This window comes from Paenibacillus sp. SRL342 (assembly GCF_984798905.1).
This window is the reverse complement of record NZ_OZ481790.1, coordinates 6,726,028-6,745,371: the sequence shown is the minus strand read 5'-3', so window position 1 is coordinate 6,745,371 and position 19,344 is coordinate 6,726,028. Positions and strand designations below refer to the sequence as shown.

General features: G+C 47.9%; 14 protein-coding genes. 8 read left to right on the top strand and 6 right to left on the bottom strand.

The window, feature by feature from the left end; genetic code table 11:
- Window positions 1-62 precede the first annotated feature (62 nt).
- A complete protein-coding gene (locus AC4E8D_RS29900) occupies window positions 63-806 on the bottom strand; it encodes an MBL fold metallo-hydrolase (RefSeq protein WP_339306043.1) in 744 nt (247 codons plus the stop codon).
- Between the two features lie 203 nt (window positions 807-1,009).
- On the opposite strand from AC4E8D_RS29900, the gene uxaC reads away from it, so the two are divergent.
- From uxaC to AC4E8D_RS29880, 4 genes are all read left to right on the top strand, one after another.
- Window positions 1,010-2,452: a glucuronate isomerase gene (uxaC, locus tag AC4E8D_RS29895; protein WP_490205611.1), complete on the top strand. Its 1,443-nt coding sequence runs from the start codon at window positions 1,010-1,012 to the stop codon at window positions 2,450-2,452.
- A gap of 398 nt (window positions 2,453-2,850) precedes the next feature.
- Window positions 2,851-3,393, top strand: a complete 543-nt coding sequence (locus AC4E8D_RS29890; RefSeq protein ID WP_074092645.1) for a MarR family winged helix-turn-helix transcriptional regulator — start codon at window positions 2,851-2,853, stop codon at window positions 3,391-3,393.
- Entirely contained in the window at window positions 3,390-5,117 is a 1,728-nt protein-coding gene (locus tag AC4E8D_RS29885; protein ID WP_339180245.1) for an ABC transporter ATP-binding protein, read from the top strand. The genes AC4E8D_RS29890 and AC4E8D_RS29885 overlap by 4 nt, the downstream gene beginning before the upstream one ends.
- Window positions 5,114-6,994, top strand: coding sequence for an ABC transporter ATP-binding protein (locus AC4E8D_RS29880; RefSeq protein ID WP_490205610.1), 1,881 nt, complete (start codon window positions 5,114-5,116; stop codon window positions 6,992-6,994). Before AC4E8D_RS29885 ends, AC4E8D_RS29880 begins: the two co-directional genes overlap by 4 nt.
- Before the next feature lie 651 nt (window positions 6,995-7,645).
- Here the strand turns inward: AC4E8D_RS29880 and AC4E8D_RS29875 are convergent.
- Window positions 7,646-8,239, bottom strand: coding sequence for a hypothetical protein (locus tag AC4E8D_RS29875; RefSeq protein ID WP_490205609.1), 594 nt, complete (start codon window positions 8,237-8,239; stop codon window positions 7,646-7,648).
- A 314-nt stretch (window positions 8,240-8,553) separates the two neighbouring features.
- Here AC4E8D_RS29875 and AC4E8D_RS29870 point away from each other — a divergent pair, with 314 nt between their 5' ends.
- Window positions 8,554-9,450 (top strand): diacylglycerol/lipid kinase family protein, encoded by an 897-nt coding sequence (locus tag AC4E8D_RS29870; protein WP_490205608.1) that lies wholly within the window; start codon window positions 8,554-8,556, stop codon window positions 9,448-9,450.
- Between the two features lie 40 nt (window positions 9,451-9,490).
- Here the strand turns inward: AC4E8D_RS29870 and AC4E8D_RS29865 are convergent, their stop codons facing one another.
- A complete protein-coding gene (locus AC4E8D_RS29865) occupies window positions 9,491-10,081 on the bottom strand; it encodes a GNAT family N-acetyltransferase (RefSeq protein WP_221819677.1) in 591 nt (196 codons plus the stop codon).
- 160 nt (window positions 10,082-10,241) lie between these two features.
- Between AC4E8D_RS29865 and pdxR the strand changes: the two genes are divergently transcribed.
- Window positions 10,242-11,711, top strand: coding sequence for a MocR-like pyridoxine biosynthesis transcription factor PdxR (gene pdxR / locus AC4E8D_RS29860; RefSeq protein WP_221819675.1), 1,470 nt, complete (start codon window positions 10,242-10,244; stop codon window positions 11,709-11,711).
- On the opposite strand, the gene AC4E8D_RS29855 is transcribed toward pdxR, so the two are convergent.
- The gene (locus AC4E8D_RS29855) at window positions 11,708-12,334 is read right to left on the bottom strand and encodes a TetR/AcrR family transcriptional regulator (RefSeq protein ID WP_221819673.1); all 627 of its coding nucleotides are present in this window, start codon (window positions 12,332-12,334) and stop codon (window positions 11,708-11,710) included. The genes pdxR and AC4E8D_RS29855 overlap by 4 nt on opposite strands.
- A 178-nt stretch (window positions 12,335-12,512) precedes the next feature.
- On the opposite strand from AC4E8D_RS29855, the gene AC4E8D_RS29850 reads away from it, so the two are divergent.
- A complete protein-coding gene (locus AC4E8D_RS29850) occupies window positions 12,513-14,744 on the top strand; it encodes an MMPL family transporter (protein ID WP_221819671.1) in 2,232 nt (743 codons plus the stop codon).
- Between the two features lie 269 nt (window positions 14,745-15,013).
- Window positions 15,014-15,967 carry a nucleoside hydrolase gene (locus tag AC4E8D_RS29845; protein ID WP_221819669.1) on the top strand — a complete coding sequence of 318 codons (954 nt, stop codon included), beginning with the start codon at window positions 15,014-15,016 and terminating at the stop codon, window positions 15,965-15,967.
- Between the two features lie 238 nt (window positions 15,968-16,205).
- Here AC4E8D_RS29845 and AC4E8D_RS29840 read toward each other — a convergent pair whose 3' ends face one another.
- Window positions 16,206-17,924 carry a methyl-accepting chemotaxis protein gene (locus AC4E8D_RS29840; protein WP_490205607.1) on the bottom strand — a complete coding sequence of 573 codons (1,719 nt, stop codon included), beginning with the start codon at window positions 17,922-17,924 and terminating at the stop codon, window positions 16,206-16,208.
- 273 nt (window positions 17,925-18,197) lie between these two features.
- Entirely contained in the window at window positions 18,198-18,929 is a 732-nt protein-coding gene (locus AC4E8D_RS29835; RefSeq protein WP_490205606.1) for a DUF3105 domain-containing protein, read from the bottom strand.
- Window positions 18,930-19,344 lie beyond the last annotated feature (415 nt).

The following is a 19,344-nucleotide window of genomic DNA, read 5'->3' as shown; positions in this document are numbered from 1 at the left end:
GAACCGACCAGTTCCGCCGGGCAGGTGGTTTTTGGTATGTTCTTAATAAGTTCTCTGTTTACCTACTCCAGTTCAAATGATTCCAACGTGCCAACCATTCTCAGATCATGCTCGCGGTTGAACTGTTCCCGTCTGTCGGCATCCGCGTACTCATCATGATAATGCATCAGTAAGGTTTTCTGTCTCACTTCCGCGGGTAACTGCTCCAGATCCTTCAATGAGGTATGGGATTTGATCACCAGATCGTGCATATGACATTCATGGAAAATCAGCTGCACATCAGCGGCAACTTGCTCCACCCGTGCCTGGTCCAGTGTACTGTCTGCACTGTAATAGAAGTAAGGTTTGGCGAGTAGCCCATTGCTGATCATACCGGGAACATGTTGCGTCCGAAACGTCTCAAACGTCACGCCGCCCAGTTCGAATGTGCCTCCATCTGGCAGGGGAACGACATCGTAGTAATCGCCCATGGTACGTTCACCATCCGTTGTGTAGCGCATGCCGGGGGATAGAATGTTCCAGAGTGTCTCTACCAATTGTTCGTGGATGAACAAACGGGGTTTGCGGTCGCCTACGATCTGTGAGTAATAACCCAGCATCTGTACACCATTAATATGATCTTCATGCAAATGGGTAATGAACACATTGTGGATATCGGTCATGGCGAATCCATATTCCTTGAGTGCTTTAGCATTTGATTCCGGAAAATCAATGACCAGATGCGTCCCTCCAAATTCGGCCAACATACTATTGTGGTGCTGCTCCACGCTAAACATATCTCCTGTGCCGAGAAAAGTAATTTTCAATTCATTTCATCTCCTTGTGTGATCTTCAGATCAGCATCCTTGCGTTAAATCCAGTATACCTTGTTCCCGAATATATGCCTAAATCAACCTTTTTTGATAACGCTATCATTTTATATTGAACTTTGATGATAAACAGTGTAGCGTAAAGATGGGAAGTGAACCCATATGAACGTAAACTCACCTAAAGGGAGCGTGCGAGGCGAATGAAATCTTTTCTGGATGAACAATTTTTGTTGCACAATGAAACGGCGATCAAGTTATATGAGGATTATGCCAAAGACATGCCGATTATTGATTATCATTGCCACCTCAGTCCTCAGGAGATCTACGAGAACAAAACCTTTGGCAATCTTACAGAGGCTTGGTTATACGGTGATCACTATAAGTGGCGGCTCATGCGCGCAAACGGAATTGAAGAGCAATATGTGACCGGCGGCGAAGGAGTGACCGATTATGATCGTTTCCTGGCTTACGCCAAAACGGTCCCTATGATGATTGGTAATCCGCTGTACGCCTGGTCTCATCTGGAATTACAGCGATATTTCGGCGTCTACGAAGTATTAAATGAGACAAGCGCACCGACCATCTGGGACAAAGTAAATGCCAAACTGAACAGTGACGGATTCGGTGCACGTGATCTGATTACCAAATCTAATGTCACTGTTGTGTGCACAACCGATGATCCAACGGATTCTCTGGAGTATCATCTGAAGATTCAGGAGATCGAAGGCTTTGACACGGCGGTATTACCTTCTTTCCGCCCGGATAAAGGCTTGGAATTGAACCGGGATACCTTCGTGGAATGGGTGGGCAAGCTGTCGCAGGCATCTGGCACTGCCATTTCAGATTATGAATCCTTCCTTGCTGCGCTGGAGTCCCGGGTGGAATTCTTCCATTCTGTCGGCGGCAGAGTCTCTGACCATGCACTCGATTATGTCCCTTACGGAGTGGCTACACGCGAAGAAGCGGCAGCTATCTTTGCAAAGGCACTTGCGGGCCACAAGGTGAGTCGGGAGGAAGAGGATAAGTACAAGACGGTAACGCTGACGTTCCTGGGCAAACTGTATGCAGATCGGGGCTGGGTGATGCAGTTTCATATCAATGCCGCCCGTAACAACAATACGCGGATGTTTGCCAAGCTTGGGCCGGATACCGGTTACGACGCCGTGAATGATACACCGCTGTCGTCAGCGATGATTGGATTACTTGATGCGTTGGATGAGCAGCAAGCACTGCCCAAAACGATTCTGTATTCTCTGAATCCAAGGGACAACGAAGTGCTCGCAGCGATTATCGGCAGCTTCCAGGGCGGGGGCATTCCGGGCAAAATTCAGCTTGGTGCCGCCTGGTGGTTCAATGATACCAAGGATGGCATGTTAGCCCAGATGAAAGCCCTGGCGAATGTTGGTCTGCTCAGCCGATTTGTCGGCATGCTGACTGATTCACGCAGCTTCCTTTCCTACACGCGACATGAGTATTTCCGTCGTCTGGTTTGCAACCTCATCGGTGAATGGGCCGAACAAGGGGAGGCACCGCAGGATATGGAGTTGCTTGGTCAGATCGTACAGGGCATCGCCTACAACAATGCAAAAGAATATTTCCCGTTTGCCTCAGTGCTTAAAACAGTCTCTGCTTCACAGTCCTGATGATTAACAAACGTACCTAATCATGTTATGCAATCAAGGAGATTCTCTGGTTTCTAATTTTCAATCGTAATAAAAATGCTCCCATTCTATACTCCCGGGTCATCATCCACCGGAGTATAGAATGGGAGTTTCTTTGTAAGTTGAATTCATGGAATTGCACATAATAAGTATAACGGGCTCCAATGACGGCAAAATGACAAAACCCAAAATCAAGCGCGTATAGGCTCTTGTTTATGGGTTTATATTGGTTATTTTTAGATGTTTGACATTGGCTTCTTACGATAATATACTTAGTACACCTAATTAATTGTGCATCTATTTAATTGTATTACTATTTAATAGATGTCCTATGATGTTGGATGTCTATGGAATGATAAAGAAAGAAGGAGGGACCCATTATGACTGGTATAGATCCGGTCGCTCAGAAGCTTTTGTACTCCATTATGCAGTTTAATAAAGGCAAATGGAGGCAGCATAAACCTCATGGGCGCAATCACAATGAAATTATGGTGCTGGGTTGTTTACTCCACGGGATGCATCCGGGAGAACAATTGAACTGGCAGGACAATCCGCCTGATTTCAATGATACGATCGAATCCAATCATCCCGGGATGAAAGTCTCGGAAATCAGCGCATTGCTACGAGTGAAGTCACCGACCATTACACCTGTTATTCGTGGCCTTGAAGATGAGGGGCTGGTCAAACGGACGATGGACCCGGAGGATAGACGTGCTGTCCGCATCACGATTACTGAAGCAGGTCGTGAAATTATTCGGGCTGCTCACCAAGAACGCATGGAAATATTCAATAAGTTAGTTGAGCATTTGGGTGAGCAAGACAGTACTCAGCTGGCTGAGTTGTTGACCAAGGTATACACCTTTTTTGATACATTAACTTCCTTGCAAAAGGATGATTCGACAAGAGGAGATGATACGCCATGATGAAACTGTTTCGCATGCTGAAGCCATACCGAATTCCGATTATTTTCATTCTGGTTTTGGTACTGTTTCAGTCGCTTGCTGAATTGTACCTGCCTACGTTAATGGCAGATATCGTGAATGACGGCATCATTAAAGGGGATATCCCGTATATCTGGCAGATTGGTGGATGGATGTTGGTCATCGCGATTGGAGGAACAGCGTGTTCCGTGATCGCCAGTTACCTCTCATCTCGAACAGCGGGCGGTTTTGCCAAACAACTGCGTAGCAGAGTATTCCGCCATGTGGAGAACTTCTCGCTCCAGGAGTTCGATAAGATGGGTACTGCTTCACTGATTACGCGTACGACGAATGACATCACACAGGTACAGAATGTACTTACAATGATGCTGCGAATGATGATCATGGCTCCGCTCATGTGTATCGGGGGTATCTTCATGGCGGTATCTCAGGACGCCAAATTATCTACGATTTTCCTGGTCGTGCTTCCGGTACTGGGCGGAGCCATTGCGCTGATTGGTGCCAAGGGTTTACCTCTGTTCAAAACCATTCAGAAAAAGCTGGACCGTCTCAACCTGGTGCTGCGTGAGCAGTTAACAGGGATTCGGGTTGTTCGTTCCTTCAACCGTGGGGAGCATGAGAAAGTGCGCTTTAACGGGGCCAATACAGAACTGAGAGATTCTTCGATCAAAGTTAATGTGCTCATGGCGACCATCATGCCTGTGATGATGCTGGTTATGAACTTTTCGATGATTGCCATCCTTTATTTTGGTGGAATGCGGATCGACAGCGGCAATATGAACATCGGTGCATTGATTGCCTTCATCCAATATGCAATGCAAATCATGTTCTCACTGATTATGGTTTCGATGATCTTTGTCATGATTCCAAGAGCTTCAGCATCGGCGGAACGGATCAACGAAGTGCTTGATATGCAGCCGGATCTTAGCAATCCCGAGCAGCCTCGTGGCATGAAATCCATGCAGGGTATGATTGAGTTTGAGAATGTAACTTTCCGTTATCCGGGCGCAGAGAATCCAGCTTTGTCCGATATCTCCTTCACAGCTCGCTCAGGAGAGACAACAGCCATCATTGGCGGTACGGGTTCTGGGAAATCGACATTGCTCAGTCTTATTCCACGATTTTATGATGTGACCGAAGGCAGTGTTCGGGTCAATGGTACGGATGTGCGTGAAATTCGGCAGGAAGATCTGCGTGCCAAAATTGGCTTTGTACCACAAAAGGCAGTCCTCTTTACGGGTACGATTACGGAGAATATTCGTCATGGGAAAGACGATGCCACAATGGATGAAGTTGTTCATGCGGCCCGTACGGCTCAGGCTGAGAACTTCATTACCGAGATGAAAGAGGGATATGATAGCCTTATCGCACAAGGTGGTAACAACGTATCTGGTGGACAAAAGCAACGTCTGTCCATCGCTCGCGCACTTGTTCGCCGTCCGGAAGTCTATATCTTTGATGACAGTTTCTCTGCTCTCGATTTCAAAACGGATGCTAAACTTCGTGCTGCGCTGAAGTCCGAAACGACAGAAGCAGCTGTACTGATTGTTGCGCAACGCGTAAGTACAGTAATGGATGCCGATCGCATCCTGGTTATGGATGAGGGCCGAATTGTCGGTTCAGGAACACATAAAGAGCTACTGGAGCACAATGAAGTGTATCGCGAGATTGTATCCTCCCAGCTGACAGAGGAGGAGATCGCATGAGTGAACGTACAGAACGCAAGTCGGCTCGTCCCTCTGGTGGGCCGGGTCACCCTGGAGGCGGAATGGGTATGCGGCCTCCAGTGGAGAAAGCGAAGGATTTCAAAGGCACACTGCGGCGCTTGATTCGTTATCTCCAGCCCCATAGTTCTCGTCTGTTAGGTGTGCTGGTTGCAGCCATTTTGAGTACCGTATTCAGCATCATCAGTCCAAAAATTATGGCCGAAGGAACGGATATTCTCAGTAAAGGCGCCATTGCCATCCTTCAGGGTGTACAGGGAGCCGGAATTGATTTTCCTGCATTAATGAAAGTATTGTACCTGCTTGGCGGACTCTATCTGTTCAGTGCTGCATTTATGTATGTTCAGCAATACCTGATGGCCGGTGTGGCCCAACGTGTTGTGTATGACATGCGTGAGCAGATCAGTGCGAAGGTTGGACGTCTTCCTTTGAAATATTTTGACTCCCGCACAACTGGGGAGACACTTAGCCGTGCCACGAATGACGTGGACAATATCAGTAATACACTTCAGCAAAGTTTGGCACAGTTCATTACGTCTATCGTCACGATTGTCGGCGTAATTATCATGATGCTGACGATTAGTCCATGGATGACGCTAATCACGATTTTGACGCTGCCACTCAGTGTGGTTGTTGTTATGCTTGTTGCTTCCCGTTCGCAAAAACACTTTGCCGGTCAACAGAAATCCCTTGGGGAACTGAATGGTCATGTCGAAGAGATGTACACGGGACACAAGGTTGTCAAAGCTTTTGGACGTGAAGAACAATCCGTACAGCAATTTGAGAAGGTCAATGAAGAATTGTATGAATCCGGCTGGAAAGCCCAGTTTATCTCGGGTATTATTATGCCGCTCATGAGTTTTGTGGGCAACCTGGGTTATGTGCTGATCTGTGTGGTTGGTGGGATTTTCGTTACACGCGGCTCTATCTCTATCGGGGATATTCTGGCCTTCACACAGTATTCCCGTCAATTCACACAACCGATTAACCAGATTGCAAATATCTCCAATATCATTCAATCAACGATTGCTTCGGCAGAACGGGTATTCGAGTTGCTGGATGAAGAGGAAGAAGTTGCTGAGTCTAAACAACCTGTGCAATTACGGCAGCCTAAAGGTGCGGTTGCATTCCAAGGTGTTAACTTTGGATATAAAGAAAATGAATTGCTCATTCATAACATGAACATTGATGTGAAACCGGGACAGACGGTCGCCATTGTTGGACCAACGGGAGCCGGTAAAACAACCCTGATCAACCTGTTGATGCGTTTCTACGAAATTCAGGATGGTCGAATTACGATTGACAGTGCCGATATTAAGGACATGGAGCGTGGCAAGCTGCGCAGTCTGTTCGGAATGGTGCTTCAGGATACCTGGTTGTTCAACGGCACGATTCGGGACAACATCGCCTATGGCCGAGAAGGTTCTACGGAAGAGGATGTAATCAAGGCAGCCGTTGCGGCACATGCGGATCACTTTATCCGTACACTGCCTGATGGTTATGATACAGTGCTGAATGAAGAGGCGTCGAACATCTCTCAAGGGCAGAAACAGTTGCTCACCATTGCAAGAGCGATTCTGGCGAACCCGGCCATCCTCATTCTGGATGAAGCAACGAGTAGCGTGGATACACGGACCGAAGTATTTATCCAGAAAGCAATGAATGATCTGATGAAGGATCGCACAAGCTTTGTCATTGCACACCGTTTGTCTACCATTCGCGGCGCCGATCTGATCCTGGTTATGGATCATGGTAACGTGATTGAACAGGGCAATCATGATGAATTGATGGCAAGTCAGGGCTTCTATGCGGATCTCTACAATAGTCAGTTTGCGGAGCAACAACCGCAGGCGATCTGATTACAGATGTAACTAACAAGAATAGCCGTGAGCACTCCTAGGGATGCTCACGGCTATTTGTCGTGTATCCAGAGGAGTGGATTCCAATGTGGAGTTGATTGGATCCGTTTCGATACGATGGATTTATAGGATATGAAAGAACGTTGCATGGTATCTGGGTTGTGGTGCTCGTCAGCCTTTCAGTTGTTTGCGTGAGGTGCAGATAGGGGAGTCTTCATCCTCAGTCATGCTAACGAATCGTAGACACCTTATATGAAGGGTTATCAAGCACTCCCAGCTCTAACGAACTTGAGACATGTATTTCTCGGATAAGCAGCACAAAGTGGTAAAAGAAACCGCAGAATGAGGAAATAAAGTGTCTACGATTCGTTAGAATGCCGGAATTGTGAAATTATGCCTATTAGAGTGTGCTGAGTTCGTTAAAATATTCTAGTAAACCATAGTCATAATTGTCTTACATATGCCATGCTGCAAAAATAAAAACGGGACGAAGCGGTGTAACTACACTGCTTTGTCCCGTTTGTTTATATTTTGAATTCATCGTACACCGATCTAGATACAAGCACGCGAGCATAAGCTCACCGATTAGGAATCCAGATTCGTCATGAGATACTTTGTAAGCCTCTGTTTGGGCATGGCATGACCCGCATTTTATTGATCCTTAGACTCCTTAGCAAGTTCATCAGTGTCGTTGCTAGAGACCGACTTTACTTCTGCCTTCACGTCGTCGCTGTTAGCTTCTTCCAGTGCAGACGGAGCGGGTTCACCCGGGATTAATTCGCGCTGCTCAATCATGCGTTTCACAACCTCATAACAGTCATCCACATGTTTGTTACCCACATAGCGCATGGCTGTGAAGCTGAGTGCGGCAGCCAATCCCTGTCCTGCAAAGGGGACAAATTTGGCGACCGATTTGGTGGCTACGCGTACGCCGACTCTTTTCAGAACCTGTACCACCAATTCCTTGGTGATCATACGACCGATGACTTTGCTTCCGATGGACATCACGAATCCATAGATCATGGATTTGGTCTCGGGGTCCATACCGTCCAGCTGTTTTTGTGATAATCCGAATTTATTGTTAATGGCAGGCAACAGCTGCATCAGCATCCCCACATCAGCCAGTACGTCTGTACCGGGCAGTGGAACGAGTGTTGTACCGGCGGAAGCGGTAGCTCTTTTGCGAACCATGGTACGGCATTCCTTGCGAACTTGCTCCAATTGTTCCAACGTTGCTGGAATCATAGGGAATCCCTCCATTCGTATATGGTATAGATATAACCGTTTTGACTCGATTTGAATGGGTTCTCACCAGCAAAATTTGCAGCCTTATGATATTAAGGTGCGGAGAAACCCTTTTTCTCATGCATACCTCTGGTTAAACAAGGAAATGGTTTATGGATAAACGGGTCATCTAGCTATTACGAATGAATGAGGATTAGGATGCATACCTGATTGGGAAACCTATTGGAATCATGATGAGTGCTTTACGAAGGGCTTGTTTACGGCTTCGACCTTTGTGGGTAAAGGGTAACAAGCATTGGAATGGAGGAAGAGGGATGGAGTTTAACAAAGCGTTGTTAATTCATCATCATCATTCGGGCAAGGCCAATTGTGAGAATACAGTGGGCCTTGTGGCTGGTGTGCTGGCTCCCGCTGTCCATGAACTCGTCATTGTGCGTACGGATGAAGCTGGTGAAGGAGAGAAGCTGTGTCGTGAACGCGGGGAGCAATTCGATGTGGTGTTTATCCTGGGTGGGGATGGCACGGTGCATGAATGCGTGAATGGACTGGCCGATCTGCAACATCCTCCGTTGATTGGTATATTGCCCGGAGGCACCTGTAATGACTTTGCGCGTTCGCTCGGGATTTCACCGGATGCAAAGACTGCGGCACAAGAAATACTGGCAGGTCGGGTGGTATCCATTGATGTTGGACGGGCTAATGATCGGGTGTTCACGAACTTTTTCGGCATCGGTTTGATCAGTGATGCATCGCAGAATATTAACGAAAATCTGAAAGGCGCGCTGGGTAAGCTCAGTTACTTCATCAGCACCTTACAGACAATTAGTCATACAGAGCCGTTTCGTTACCAACTGGAGGCGGATGGGAAAGAGATGGAAGGCGCAGCGGTGATGATCTACGCAGCCAATGGGCGTTTTCTGGGAACGAATGCCCTGCCCTTTGCACCGGATGCGTTGCAGGATGGCGAACTGGACGTGCTCATTATTCATGAGACAGGCATTCCGCTGCTGCGAGAGATGCTGTCGCACAAGCCAGAGGGAGATTGGCAACCTCAAAGTGAGAGCATTTCATACTTCAAGGCATCTACGTTAAAAGTGAAGACGGATGCGCCGATGTCAGCTGACACGGACGGCGAATTGTATATGAAAACACCCGCCGAGCTTTCGGTGCTGACGGGTCATCTGAAGTTTCTAACCGGGGAGGGTTATTAGATCCCCCGGTTTTTTAGTTTGATTTTGACTGATCGAAAAATCAAACATTCCCTGCCTGATCTTTCATATGACGTTGCCTGAACTCATCCTCCAGCATGCTCATCTGAATCGCATCATGATATTGATGGTTATAAAACAACACATCCCGCTTCACACCCTCGCGCTGGAATCCAAGCTTTTCATACGTGCGAATGGCTCGCTCGTTGAAGGCGTACACCTCAAGCTCGATTCGATGCAAGTTACAGATGCCAAAGCCGTAGTCCAGCATAAGTAGCAACGCCTCGCTACCGTAACCTATTCCTTGATGCTCAGCCTGATCGATGGCAACCCGAATATGTGCACTGCGATTCTTGGCATGCATGTCCATCAGGACGACATCTCCGATGATCTGGTCATTTTCCTGTAAAGCAATAAGTAGCATGAGTCGGGTGTCATCTTGTGCAGCGCTCTCAACATAACGTTCAACCTGAGCGCGTGTGAAACTGTTCTGTGTTCCTGTCAGCCTACGCATCTTGGCGTCAAACAGGCCATGGAAGTATGCATCCACATCTGTAATCTCGAAAGGACGCAGATATATGCGCGACGTTTCCAGCAGACGGGGGATACGTGGGGATGGTTTTGGTGGTGACATAAGTTGTTCCTCCTATAGGTTCAAGGCGGGACAGATTGAGATCGCCCTGCCTCTTAAAGTTGGCGTTACATATTGATGATGACATGAGTATATCCCAATACTGTATACTTCCAAATATACAGTTTTAATTCATTTTACAGGACAGATGAGGTGCAGCAGTATGATTCAATTGCCAAAGTTGGATGAGAACGATAGTGCGCCAATCTATGTACAGCTCTCGGATCATATCAAAAGGGGAATCATTCACGGGGTATTGGCTGAGCATAGCCGATTGCCTTCGGTGCGAAAGCTTGCTGAGATGCTTGGGGTAAGCACCACTCCTGTGGAATGGGCCTATCAACAGTTGATCGCCGAAGGATATGTATACAGTCAGCCACGACGCGGCTATCGTGTCCGTGCCTTGGTAGACAGCTATCATGCCATGCAGATCGGGAAGACAGACCCACAGACAGCCGGGAAAGCTCCCGAGGCTCGAACGACATGGTCAGAACAGCAGGGCATACGCCCTGCTAGAGAAGTACAATATGATTTTCATATGTCACGCAATGATTTCAGCCTGTTCCCATTTGCCAAGTGGCACCAATATGTTAATCGGGTATGGCGGGAAGAAGCGGAGGAGCTATTGTTCTATGGGGACCCTCAGGGAGAATGGGGGCTACGATGTGAAATTGCTGTCTATCTTGCGCAGTTCAGGGCAGTCAGCTGTTCTCCAGAGCAGATTGTTGTGGGTGCTGAACAGCATCTGCTAATGTCCCTATTAGCACAGACCTTGCTTCACAAGGGAGAATCAACACATTCCATCGGTGTAGAGAATCCTGGATACCGACTGTTACCTGGCACATTCCGCAATTATGGTTATCAGGTTGTCCCGATCTCTCTGGACACTGATGGCATTAACTTGAGGGAGCTGGAAAAGGCCGGAGTGAAATTGGCGGGTGTGTCGCCCTCTCACCAATTTCCACTAGGTATGACTATGCCCATTACTCGCAGATTGGCGTTGCTGGATTGGGCGGAACGAACAAAGGCATATATCATTGAAGATGATTACGATGGGGAGTTCCGGTATCATGGGAGGCCAATCCCTTCCATGCAGGGGCTGCGTGAAGGAAGCCGCGTGATCTATATGGGTGGTTTCTCGCAGGTGCTCGCACCTGCTCTTTGTATCCATTACATGGTGCTTCCGAGAGAATTAATGGATCATTTTCGCCAAATGTATAAGACTATTCTATTCGAGCAATCAGCTTCCCGGCTCCATCAGCGAACATTGGAGATGTTCATGCATGAAGGAGAACTGGGTAAGCATATCCGAAAAATGCGTAATGTCTACAAACGAAAGCATGACCTGATCGTTCAGGCCATTCAGATGCATTTTGGTGATCGGGTTGAAATAAGGGGTCAACATTCTGGATTCCATCTGGTATTGCGAATGGCGACCAAACAGTCAGCCACAGAATTGGTAACCATAGCGATAGAGGCAGGGATACAAATCAGTTCAACGGAGTATTTGTGGGCAAACGGGAGCGAACCAGTAGATGGCAAAAGAGAGTTCATTATCGGTTTTGCCGGAATAGAGCCGGAACGCATTGACCCGGGTATTGCCGCATTGGCTAGAATCTGGGGCGATTATTAGTTCCGCTTAACCGCTCCATCCAGAAATAGCCCCACCAGTTCCCGTGCAAGTTCCTCGATGCTGCCGCCATTCATGTTGCGTACATCTTCGCGGTTCGCGAGCATCAGCAGTGACGTAAATGCATGGGCAAGCAGCATAGGGTTCCCGACCCGCAAATAACCGTTGTCCATCTCCTTCTGAAAATGGGTGGCTAGTACTTCAAAGATGCGAACCTCTGCTTCCCGAATCTGAGCGAGTTGCTCCGGGTCCAGATGTTTCTCGGCTTCTCGCATCATGGTCTCCGTTTCAATATGGGAGTGCTGCATCTTCGCTTCGGCAACCTTAACCAGACGTTCTTGCAATGGACCGGGTTCATCCAGACGGAGAGAAGTCTGCTGCATGCCCATCGCCATCATACGGGTAATGGCAACGGTGAACAGCTCGGCTTTGCTGGAGAAGTGATAATAGATCGATGCTTTGGTCACATTACATAACGAAGCGATCTGCTGGAGAGAAACGGGTTCATACCCGTATTCCATAAACAATCGTGACGCGGTCATTAATATGTTGGTTTGCACAGACGCTTGATCCACACCTGCTTTGGGTCTACCCGGTGAACGGGGAATGTTTGTTTTTTTGCTCATAAGTACATACCTCTTTACGTATTTAATTGCTTGTTAGAAGTGTTCACAAAATTAGGCATTGCAAAATTAACCTTCCGGTATATATAATTAACTCAATTATACTATGACCCGTGGTTCATTACTACACCATCATATATATTAGGGCTTCATAGAAACAAAATAGGGAGATGAAGAGACAATGCAGGAAGGTTCGGGTTACGGCCGCTGGGTTGCTGGCAAACGAAGCAAATGGATTACGCTGTTGGTATGGATCATTATCGCCGTTGTGCTTGGCATGGTATGGCCTGCTGTAGGTGAACGTGAAACCAATAACGCACAGGATCTGAGTGAATCCAAACCATCGGTTCAGGCAGCTGCACTTGCCGAGAAGGAATTCCCTGGCGGTGAAGGACTGCCCGCGCTGATCGTATGGCGTCAAGCCGGCGGTCTGACGGATGAGCAAATTGAGAACATTCAGGCATTAACGGAGCGACTGGATCAAGATCCGGTAGAACAACAACAGTCCGTTGTGCCACTCTATCAATTACCACCACAGGCATTGAAAGGCCAGCTTTCGGAAGATGGAAGTACCTTGGTTATGCCACTTTTCTTCAATGAAGGTGCCGATTCGGAACAATTGAAGGAAGCTATTGAAGCACTTGAGCAAAAAACACAAGACATCTTCGGGGCAAACCCGTTTGATGTAGCCATAGATGATACCAATACACTAATTGCCCGTGTGACAGGGCCAGTAGGGATATCCATTGATGCGAGCGGGCTATTCTCCTCCGCCGATGTATCCTTGCTGATCGCTACGGTTGTTCTGGTATTAGTCCTGCTGTTGTTGATCTACCGCTCGCCGGTATTGGCAATTATCCCGATTATTGCGGTTGGTTTCGCGTATATGGTGACAAGCCCGATTCTGGGATTCATGGCGGATAAGGGCTGGATTACGGTAGACGCACAGTCGATCTCGATCATGACGGTATTGTTATTTGGAGCAGGAACGGATTACTGTCTGTTTATGATCTCCAGATACCGTCAAATTCTCTATCATGAGCCGGACAAAAAGAAAGCCATTTTTCAGGCAATTACCGGATCTTCCGGCGCCATTGCCATGAGTGGATTCACGGTCGTTGCAGCACTACTCGTGTTGTTGCTGGCTGAATACGGTGCATATCAACGCTTTGCCGTACCATTCAGTCTGTCCATCTTTATTATGTTTATTGCAAGTCTGACGCTGGTTCCGGCGCTCCTGGCGATCTTCGGTCGGGGTTCATTCTACCCGTTCGTACCACGTACACATGAGATGGAAGTGGAACGTGCGAAGAAAAAAGGCAAACCGGCTCCGGCCCCGCGCAAAATCAAGGAAAGCTGGATTGGCCGTGTTGTAATAACAAAGCCATGGACTGTTCTTGCAATTACGTTGGTATTGCTGGGAGGACTGGCGGCATTCTCTACTCAGGTTAAATTCACGTATGATCTGTTGTCTTCCTTCCCGGAGGATGTGCCTTCCCGCGAAGGTTTCACCGTCATTGGCGAACAGTTCTCCCAAGGTGAGCTGGCTCCAGTCAAAGTGATCGTTGATGCCGAAGGCAAAGAAACTGATCTGAAACAGCGTCTCGAATCGCTGGATTACATTAGCAAAGTAGGCGATGCTCAGCAGGGTGCCGAGAATGCCAACATTACCGCCTTTGATGTGGAATTCAATCTGAATCCATATTCCATGGAGGCAATGCAGCATGTTCCAGATCTGCGGGCTACTGCGGAACAGGCGCTTCAAGATGCTGGTGTAGCTAATGTGGACAGTCAGGTCTGGATCGATGGTCAGACGGCTGAACAGTATGACATTGAAGTAACCGGAGAACGGGATGCCAAGATCATTATTCCGGTAGTCATCGGCATGATTACTTTGTTGTTACTATTATACTTGCGTTCCGTTGTGGCCACGGCGTATCTGATTGCAACGGTTGTTCTGTCGTATTTCTCTGCACTGGGTCTGGGTTGGATCATCATTCACTACGGACTTGGCGCAGATGCCATTCAGGGAGCGATTCCGCTGTATTCCTTCGTATTCCTCGTGGCACTGGGTGAAGACTACAACATCTTCATGATCTCTAGCATCTGGCAGAAACGCAAAACGATGCCGCTTCGTCAAGCGATCAGAGAAGGTGTTGGCGAGACAAGTTCGGTTATTACATCTGCAGGTCTGATCTTGGCAGGAACGTTTGCGGTACTTGCTACATTGCCAATTCAGGTGTTGGTGCAGTTTGGTATAATCACAGCTGTTGGTGTGATGTTGGATACCTTCCTGGTTCGTCCATTCATGGTACCGGCGATCACCGCATTACTGGGCAAATGGGCCTTCTGGCCAGGCAAGTATGTGCCGATTGCCGAGAAGAATGAGGAGAAACAGAACCAGTCCATGTAATGCATGGATGGGGTGAGATGGACGGCGGAGCTTCAAGCCTGCTGTCCATTTCTTTATTCTCCGAACGATGATGACCTCTACCAGTTGTCCTCCTGAGATGGAATGGTGGAACTGTAAAATATCCGCAGGATGAGGCGTGATCCTTGTTTTCTTTGCATGGGGAAGGTTTACGTAGCTAAGGGTTATGGGACATAATAGAGAGAGCGTCGGCCTTGGGCAGACGGATGATCAACATCAATGGGACAACCAGGGGAAGGATGAAAGCAAGCATGACGAACCAACTTAATGTGTATTTCAACCATGACGGCGGCGTAGATGATCTTGTATCGCTGTTCATGCTTCTGCAAATGGACAATGTACATGTAACCGGCGTATCGGTTATTCCGGCAGACGGATATCTGGAGCCAGCAACAGATGCCAGCCGTAAAATTATCGATCGTTTCGGTACATATTCCGTAGAGGTATCCAAATCCAACTCCAGAGGGAAAAATCCATTTCCTGCGGCGTGGAGACTGCATTCCTTCTATGTAGATGCACTTCCTGTACTGAACGAGTCCGGCAAAATGGAAGCACCACTCTCTGCCGTTCCAGCACACCAGCATCTGATCGAGAAAGTGCGCAATACCAAAGGCAAAACGTTGCTCCTGTTCACAGGCCCACTGACTGACCTTGCGCGTGCACTGGACGAAGCACCAGACATTGAAGAGAAAATCGACAAGCTGGTATGGATGGGTGGTACATTCGAGCGTGGTAACGTAGAAGAACCTGAGCATGATGGCACAGCAGAGTGGAACGTATTCTGGGACCCGGAAGCGGCTTACCGTGTATGGCAGAGTGGTATCCAGATCGATCTGGTTGCACTGGAAAGCACGAATAAAGTACCGCTAACTCCAGCCGTTCGTAACCGCTGGGCAGCAGAGCGTCGCTTCGAAGGCGTCGATTTCCTGGGGAACTGTTACGCAGGTTGTCCGCCACTGGTGTACAGTGAGACAAATTCCACATACTATCTGTGGGATGTACTGACAACGGCTTCCGTTGGACGCGAGGACATCGTGAAGAAGAAAACCGTGAACTGTATTGTCATCCCGGATGGTCCTAGCCAGGGCCGCACGGTGGAGCAAGCAGACGGACGTCCAGTACAACTGGTGTATGATACCGATCCGGAAGCGTTCTTTACGTACATGACGGATTTGGGTAAAAAAGCTGCTCCGCAGCGCTACTAATTCAGGCAGCCTTGGGGCTTGCCATCCTTAAAGGTACAACAAAAATAAAGCCGCAGGCAGTGGTCTGGGTATGGGGTTGACCCCATAATCCCGTCCCTGCCGTGCGGCTATTTGTTTTGGGCCGATTATATAGGTCGATAACAGCGATCGGAAGGTTGTTCTGTCATCGAAGTGGTATGTGTGAATATTCTTTAGTTCAATCTATATAGCCGATCTATATAGCAATCTAAGCTGCCCGCTATATTTTAAATCGACCAATCAATCCGTTCAACTCACTGGACAATACCCGCAGAGATTCGGCGGATGCACTCATCTCATCCATGGATTGCAGTTGGCTTCCGGTAGCATGAGACACCTTCTGTATGCTCGAAGAGGATTCGCGTGAGATATGTTCCATATCCTCCACAGAAGCGGATACTTCTTCTGCACTGGCAGACAGCTGCTCAGATGCTGCGGATACTTCGTGCAGACGTTCATTCATCGTCTCAATCCCGGTATGAATGAATGTGAATGAACGGCCTGCCTCCTGAACAACAGCGAGACCGGATTGGACTGCTGATGTGCTGGCAGACATATGTTCTGACAACAGGGCAGTCTGGCGTGTCATCTCGGCGATCAGTTCGGTTACATGCTGGGACGATTGCTCTGATTCCCCCGCAAGCTTGCGAACCTCGGAGGCAACCACCGCAAACCCGCTACCATACTCTCCTGCACGAGCCGCTTCAATACTTGCATTAAGTGCGAGCAGATTGGTCTGTGAAGCGATGCCTTTCATCAGGTGTGCTACCGATTCAATTTTACCTGAGTACTGCTCCAGCTGAGAGGTGGAGGCCACCATCTGCACATTTGCTTGATGAATTTTGTCCATGCTGTCCATCGCCGTGTTGATGTTGGCTTGACCTTGCACCGCGTTATTGGTCGTTTCTTGTGATACATCCGCGACCATAGAAGAAGAATTCGCAATGTGCTGCATGCTGCGTGTAATTTCTTCCATGGCTACCGTTACTTCGCCCGCACGAGCTACCTGTTCAGCAGCGCCACTGGCTGTATGATTCGTATGCTCGGCAATACGCTGACTGGCTTCTGCAGTCGCCTGTGAATGTTTCGATACACCTTCTGCAGCCTGTAGCAGAGAATCGGAGCTTTGACGGATGCCCGTCATGACATCCCGGGTACCTGTAACCAGATGTTTGAACTCCGAAGCGAGCTGTCCTACCTCGTCCTTGCGACTAAGTTCAACGTTGACGGTCAGGTCGCCTTTTCCTACCTGGGTGATTAACTTCTTCAACTTCACCAATGGTCGGGTCAAGTAGTGGGCGAATCCATACACCAACAAGACACTCAGCAGAACAATAGCCAAGGCTGTCCAGATCATGGTCATTCGGTTGCGGGACATCAGTTCATAGACCGCAGTGGAATCCAGATCCGCACCGACCAATCCTAGTACTTTCCCGTCATCCCTATGGATTGGCACATATGCTGTAATGGTAGCTCCATATTCATCCTGTGTGAGTTCACCCCGAATAGGCTCATTCTGTTCAAAAGCTTGCAGCATTCCTTCATAATGGGTCTCCTCTGCGGAACCGTAAGGGGAGAAGTCATCCTCTGCCACATCGACAGCAGCCCCATCCACAACGTAGAAATATGTATTTGTTCCATTTTCTTCGCGTGTACCAAGGGTGTACAGATACTTGAGTCCATTGGCCTCGCGCAGCTGACTGAGCTGCTCACGCAATACGCCGTAATACGCTGTCTCGTCCTGTCCGGTACTGAGTGGTGCATACAGAGAGGTGTCAATTAATGCAGCTGCCCGTTCACCCACAGCCTGTGCCTGCATTCCCATGGATTGTTCGACCAGTTGGGCCGATGAACGGTACATGGTAATGCCAAGAACCGCACCCGCGGCCAGCATCAGACAGGAAAAAAATAAAAAGATCCTCATAAACAAACTGTTCATTGGTAAAAGTGTTCCCCCTTGATCTGTTGAATCAATCGTCTCTTTGTCTCTTTACTTGGTGCTTGTCGTTCTTCTTTGGTTCGTATGTATTGTATATCAAATATACCATTTTCTACTTGAAATATCGGCATCCGGTCCATAAAGAATTAGCCCCCGAGTCAATTTGATCCGGGAGCTAGTTTCGTTTCAATCCTATATTGACCATGCTTATCATTGGAAGAAGCCTCATTGTTACTCCTTAGAGGGGCTTCATATGACTGAGTGATTAAGTCATTACATCGTTCCGCCGCCCTGGCGAACAGAGGCAGGAATCTTTTCAGGTCCCTGATTAATATATTTATTGATAAAAGTACCCACCTTGGCATCGTCGAATTGGTCGAGCTTCATTGTTTTGGTCCATGCGGTCACCACGACTTCACTGCCTTCGGGAATATCCTTGTTGGGTACAGCCAGAATACCTGCTCCGGCTTCGCGGAATTTGGCTAGGTATTTCAGATGTTCCTTCAAATCCTCGCTTGCGTTCTCACGATAATAGATGATGATATCCCCGTGCTCCAGATTGTGTACCAGGTAATTGTAGCCCGGGAAGTCAGTGTAAAATCCAAACTTGATATCATGCGGATTATGCGGCCCCGATGTTGGAATTGTCATCTCATACTGAATGGGGTCCTCCGTATGGTCTGCCCCATAGTATTTATCGTCCGTCACGTCGATTGTCGCGTTGGACTCCAGATCGGCTACATTATATGTTTTACCTGCTCCTTGCATGAAGAACAGGCCAAACGTAATCATCGACACAGCTATCATTACATGTGCAGCCAGCCGAAGGGATCGACTTTTTTTCTGGATGTCCGCCCGCTCTTTCTTTTTCATGTGGCCCAGGATTTTGCCCTGTGTGCGTGATGCCCAGATATAGGCGGCGATGGAGAACAGTAATACGATTACACCTACGATGAGCCACAGGTAGGATGTACCTGCCTCGTGCTCCATTTGCATATGATTCATATGAGTCATGTCCATAGAGAGTTCCTCTGCTTTCTTTGTAAAATGAGTCATTAATACACTACATAATGTAGTGTTAATAACAACAGTGAATCCTCTCATTACGTAGCGGGAGTTGCTGGTTCCGTGTTTGTTACGTAAATAAGAACATACCTGTTGCACTACACATTATAGTGTATGAAACATGCTCGGCGCAATGCTGCCTTAGAAAACCAAAAAAGACGTTCCCCGAGTGAGCAGGGAGCGCCTTCATATAAATCAAAAGAGTCAGGAAAATTTATATCTATTGGAATAATCATTTACACGAAAACGTAGAGGACAGAAAGAACCTGAAGAAGCGGAGCGTTCGCCTTTATCGCCAGATTTTCACTTTGCAAAAAGTGAATTAAAAAAAATCTGGAGATAACAGCGATCGGAA

Excerpts from the sequence above, each read along its gene's own strand:
- uxaC (WP_490205611.1), top strand. The coding sequence starts at position 1,010 with ATGAAATCTTTTCTGGATGAACAATTTTTGTTGCACAATGAAACGGCG.
- AC4E8D_RS29890 (WP_074092645.1), top strand. The coding sequence starts at position 2,851 with ATGACTGGTATAGATCCGGTCGCTCAGAAGCTTTTGTACTCCATTATG.
- AC4E8D_RS29885 (WP_339180245.1), top strand. The coding sequence starts at position 3,390 with ATGATGAAACTGTTTCGCATGCTGAAGCCATACCGAATTCCGATTATT.
- AC4E8D_RS29880 (WP_490205610.1), top strand. The coding sequence starts at position 5,114 with ATGAGTGAACGTACAGAACGCAAGTCGGCTCGTCCCTCTGGTGGGCCG.
- AC4E8D_RS29875 (WP_490205609.1), bottom strand. The coding sequence starts at position 8,239 with ATGATTCCAGCAACGTTGGAACAATTGGAGCAAGTTCGCAAGGAATGC.
- AC4E8D_RS29870 (WP_490205608.1), top strand. The coding sequence starts at position 8,554 with ATGGAGTTTAACAAAGCGTTGTTAATTCATCATCATCATTCGGGCAAG.
- AC4E8D_RS29865 (WP_221819677.1), bottom strand. The coding sequence starts at position 10,081 with ATGTCACCACCAAAACCATCCCCACGTATCCCCCGTCTGCTGGAAACG.
- pdxR (WP_221819675.1), top strand. The coding sequence starts at position 10,242 with ATGATTCAATTGCCAAAGTTGGATGAGAACGATAGTGCGCCAATCTAT.
- AC4E8D_RS29855 (WP_221819673.1), bottom strand. The coding sequence starts at position 12,334 with ATGAGCAAAAAAACAAACATTCCCCGTTCACCGGGTAGACCCAAAGCA.
- AC4E8D_RS29850 (WP_221819671.1), top strand. The coding sequence starts at position 12,513 with ATGCAGGAAGGTTCGGGTTACGGCCGCTGGGTTGCTGGCAAACGAAGC.
- AC4E8D_RS29845 (WP_221819669.1), top strand. The coding sequence starts at position 15,014 with ATGACGAACCAACTTAATGTGTATTTCAACCATGACGGCGGCGTAGAT.
- AC4E8D_RS29840 (WP_490205607.1), bottom strand. The coding sequence starts at position 17,924 with ATGAACAGTTTGTTTATGAGGATCTTTTTATTTTTTTCCTGTCTGATG.
- AC4E8D_RS29835 (WP_490205606.1), bottom strand. The coding sequence starts at position 18,929 with ATGAATCATATGCAAATGGAGCACGAGGCAGGTACATCCTACCTGTGG.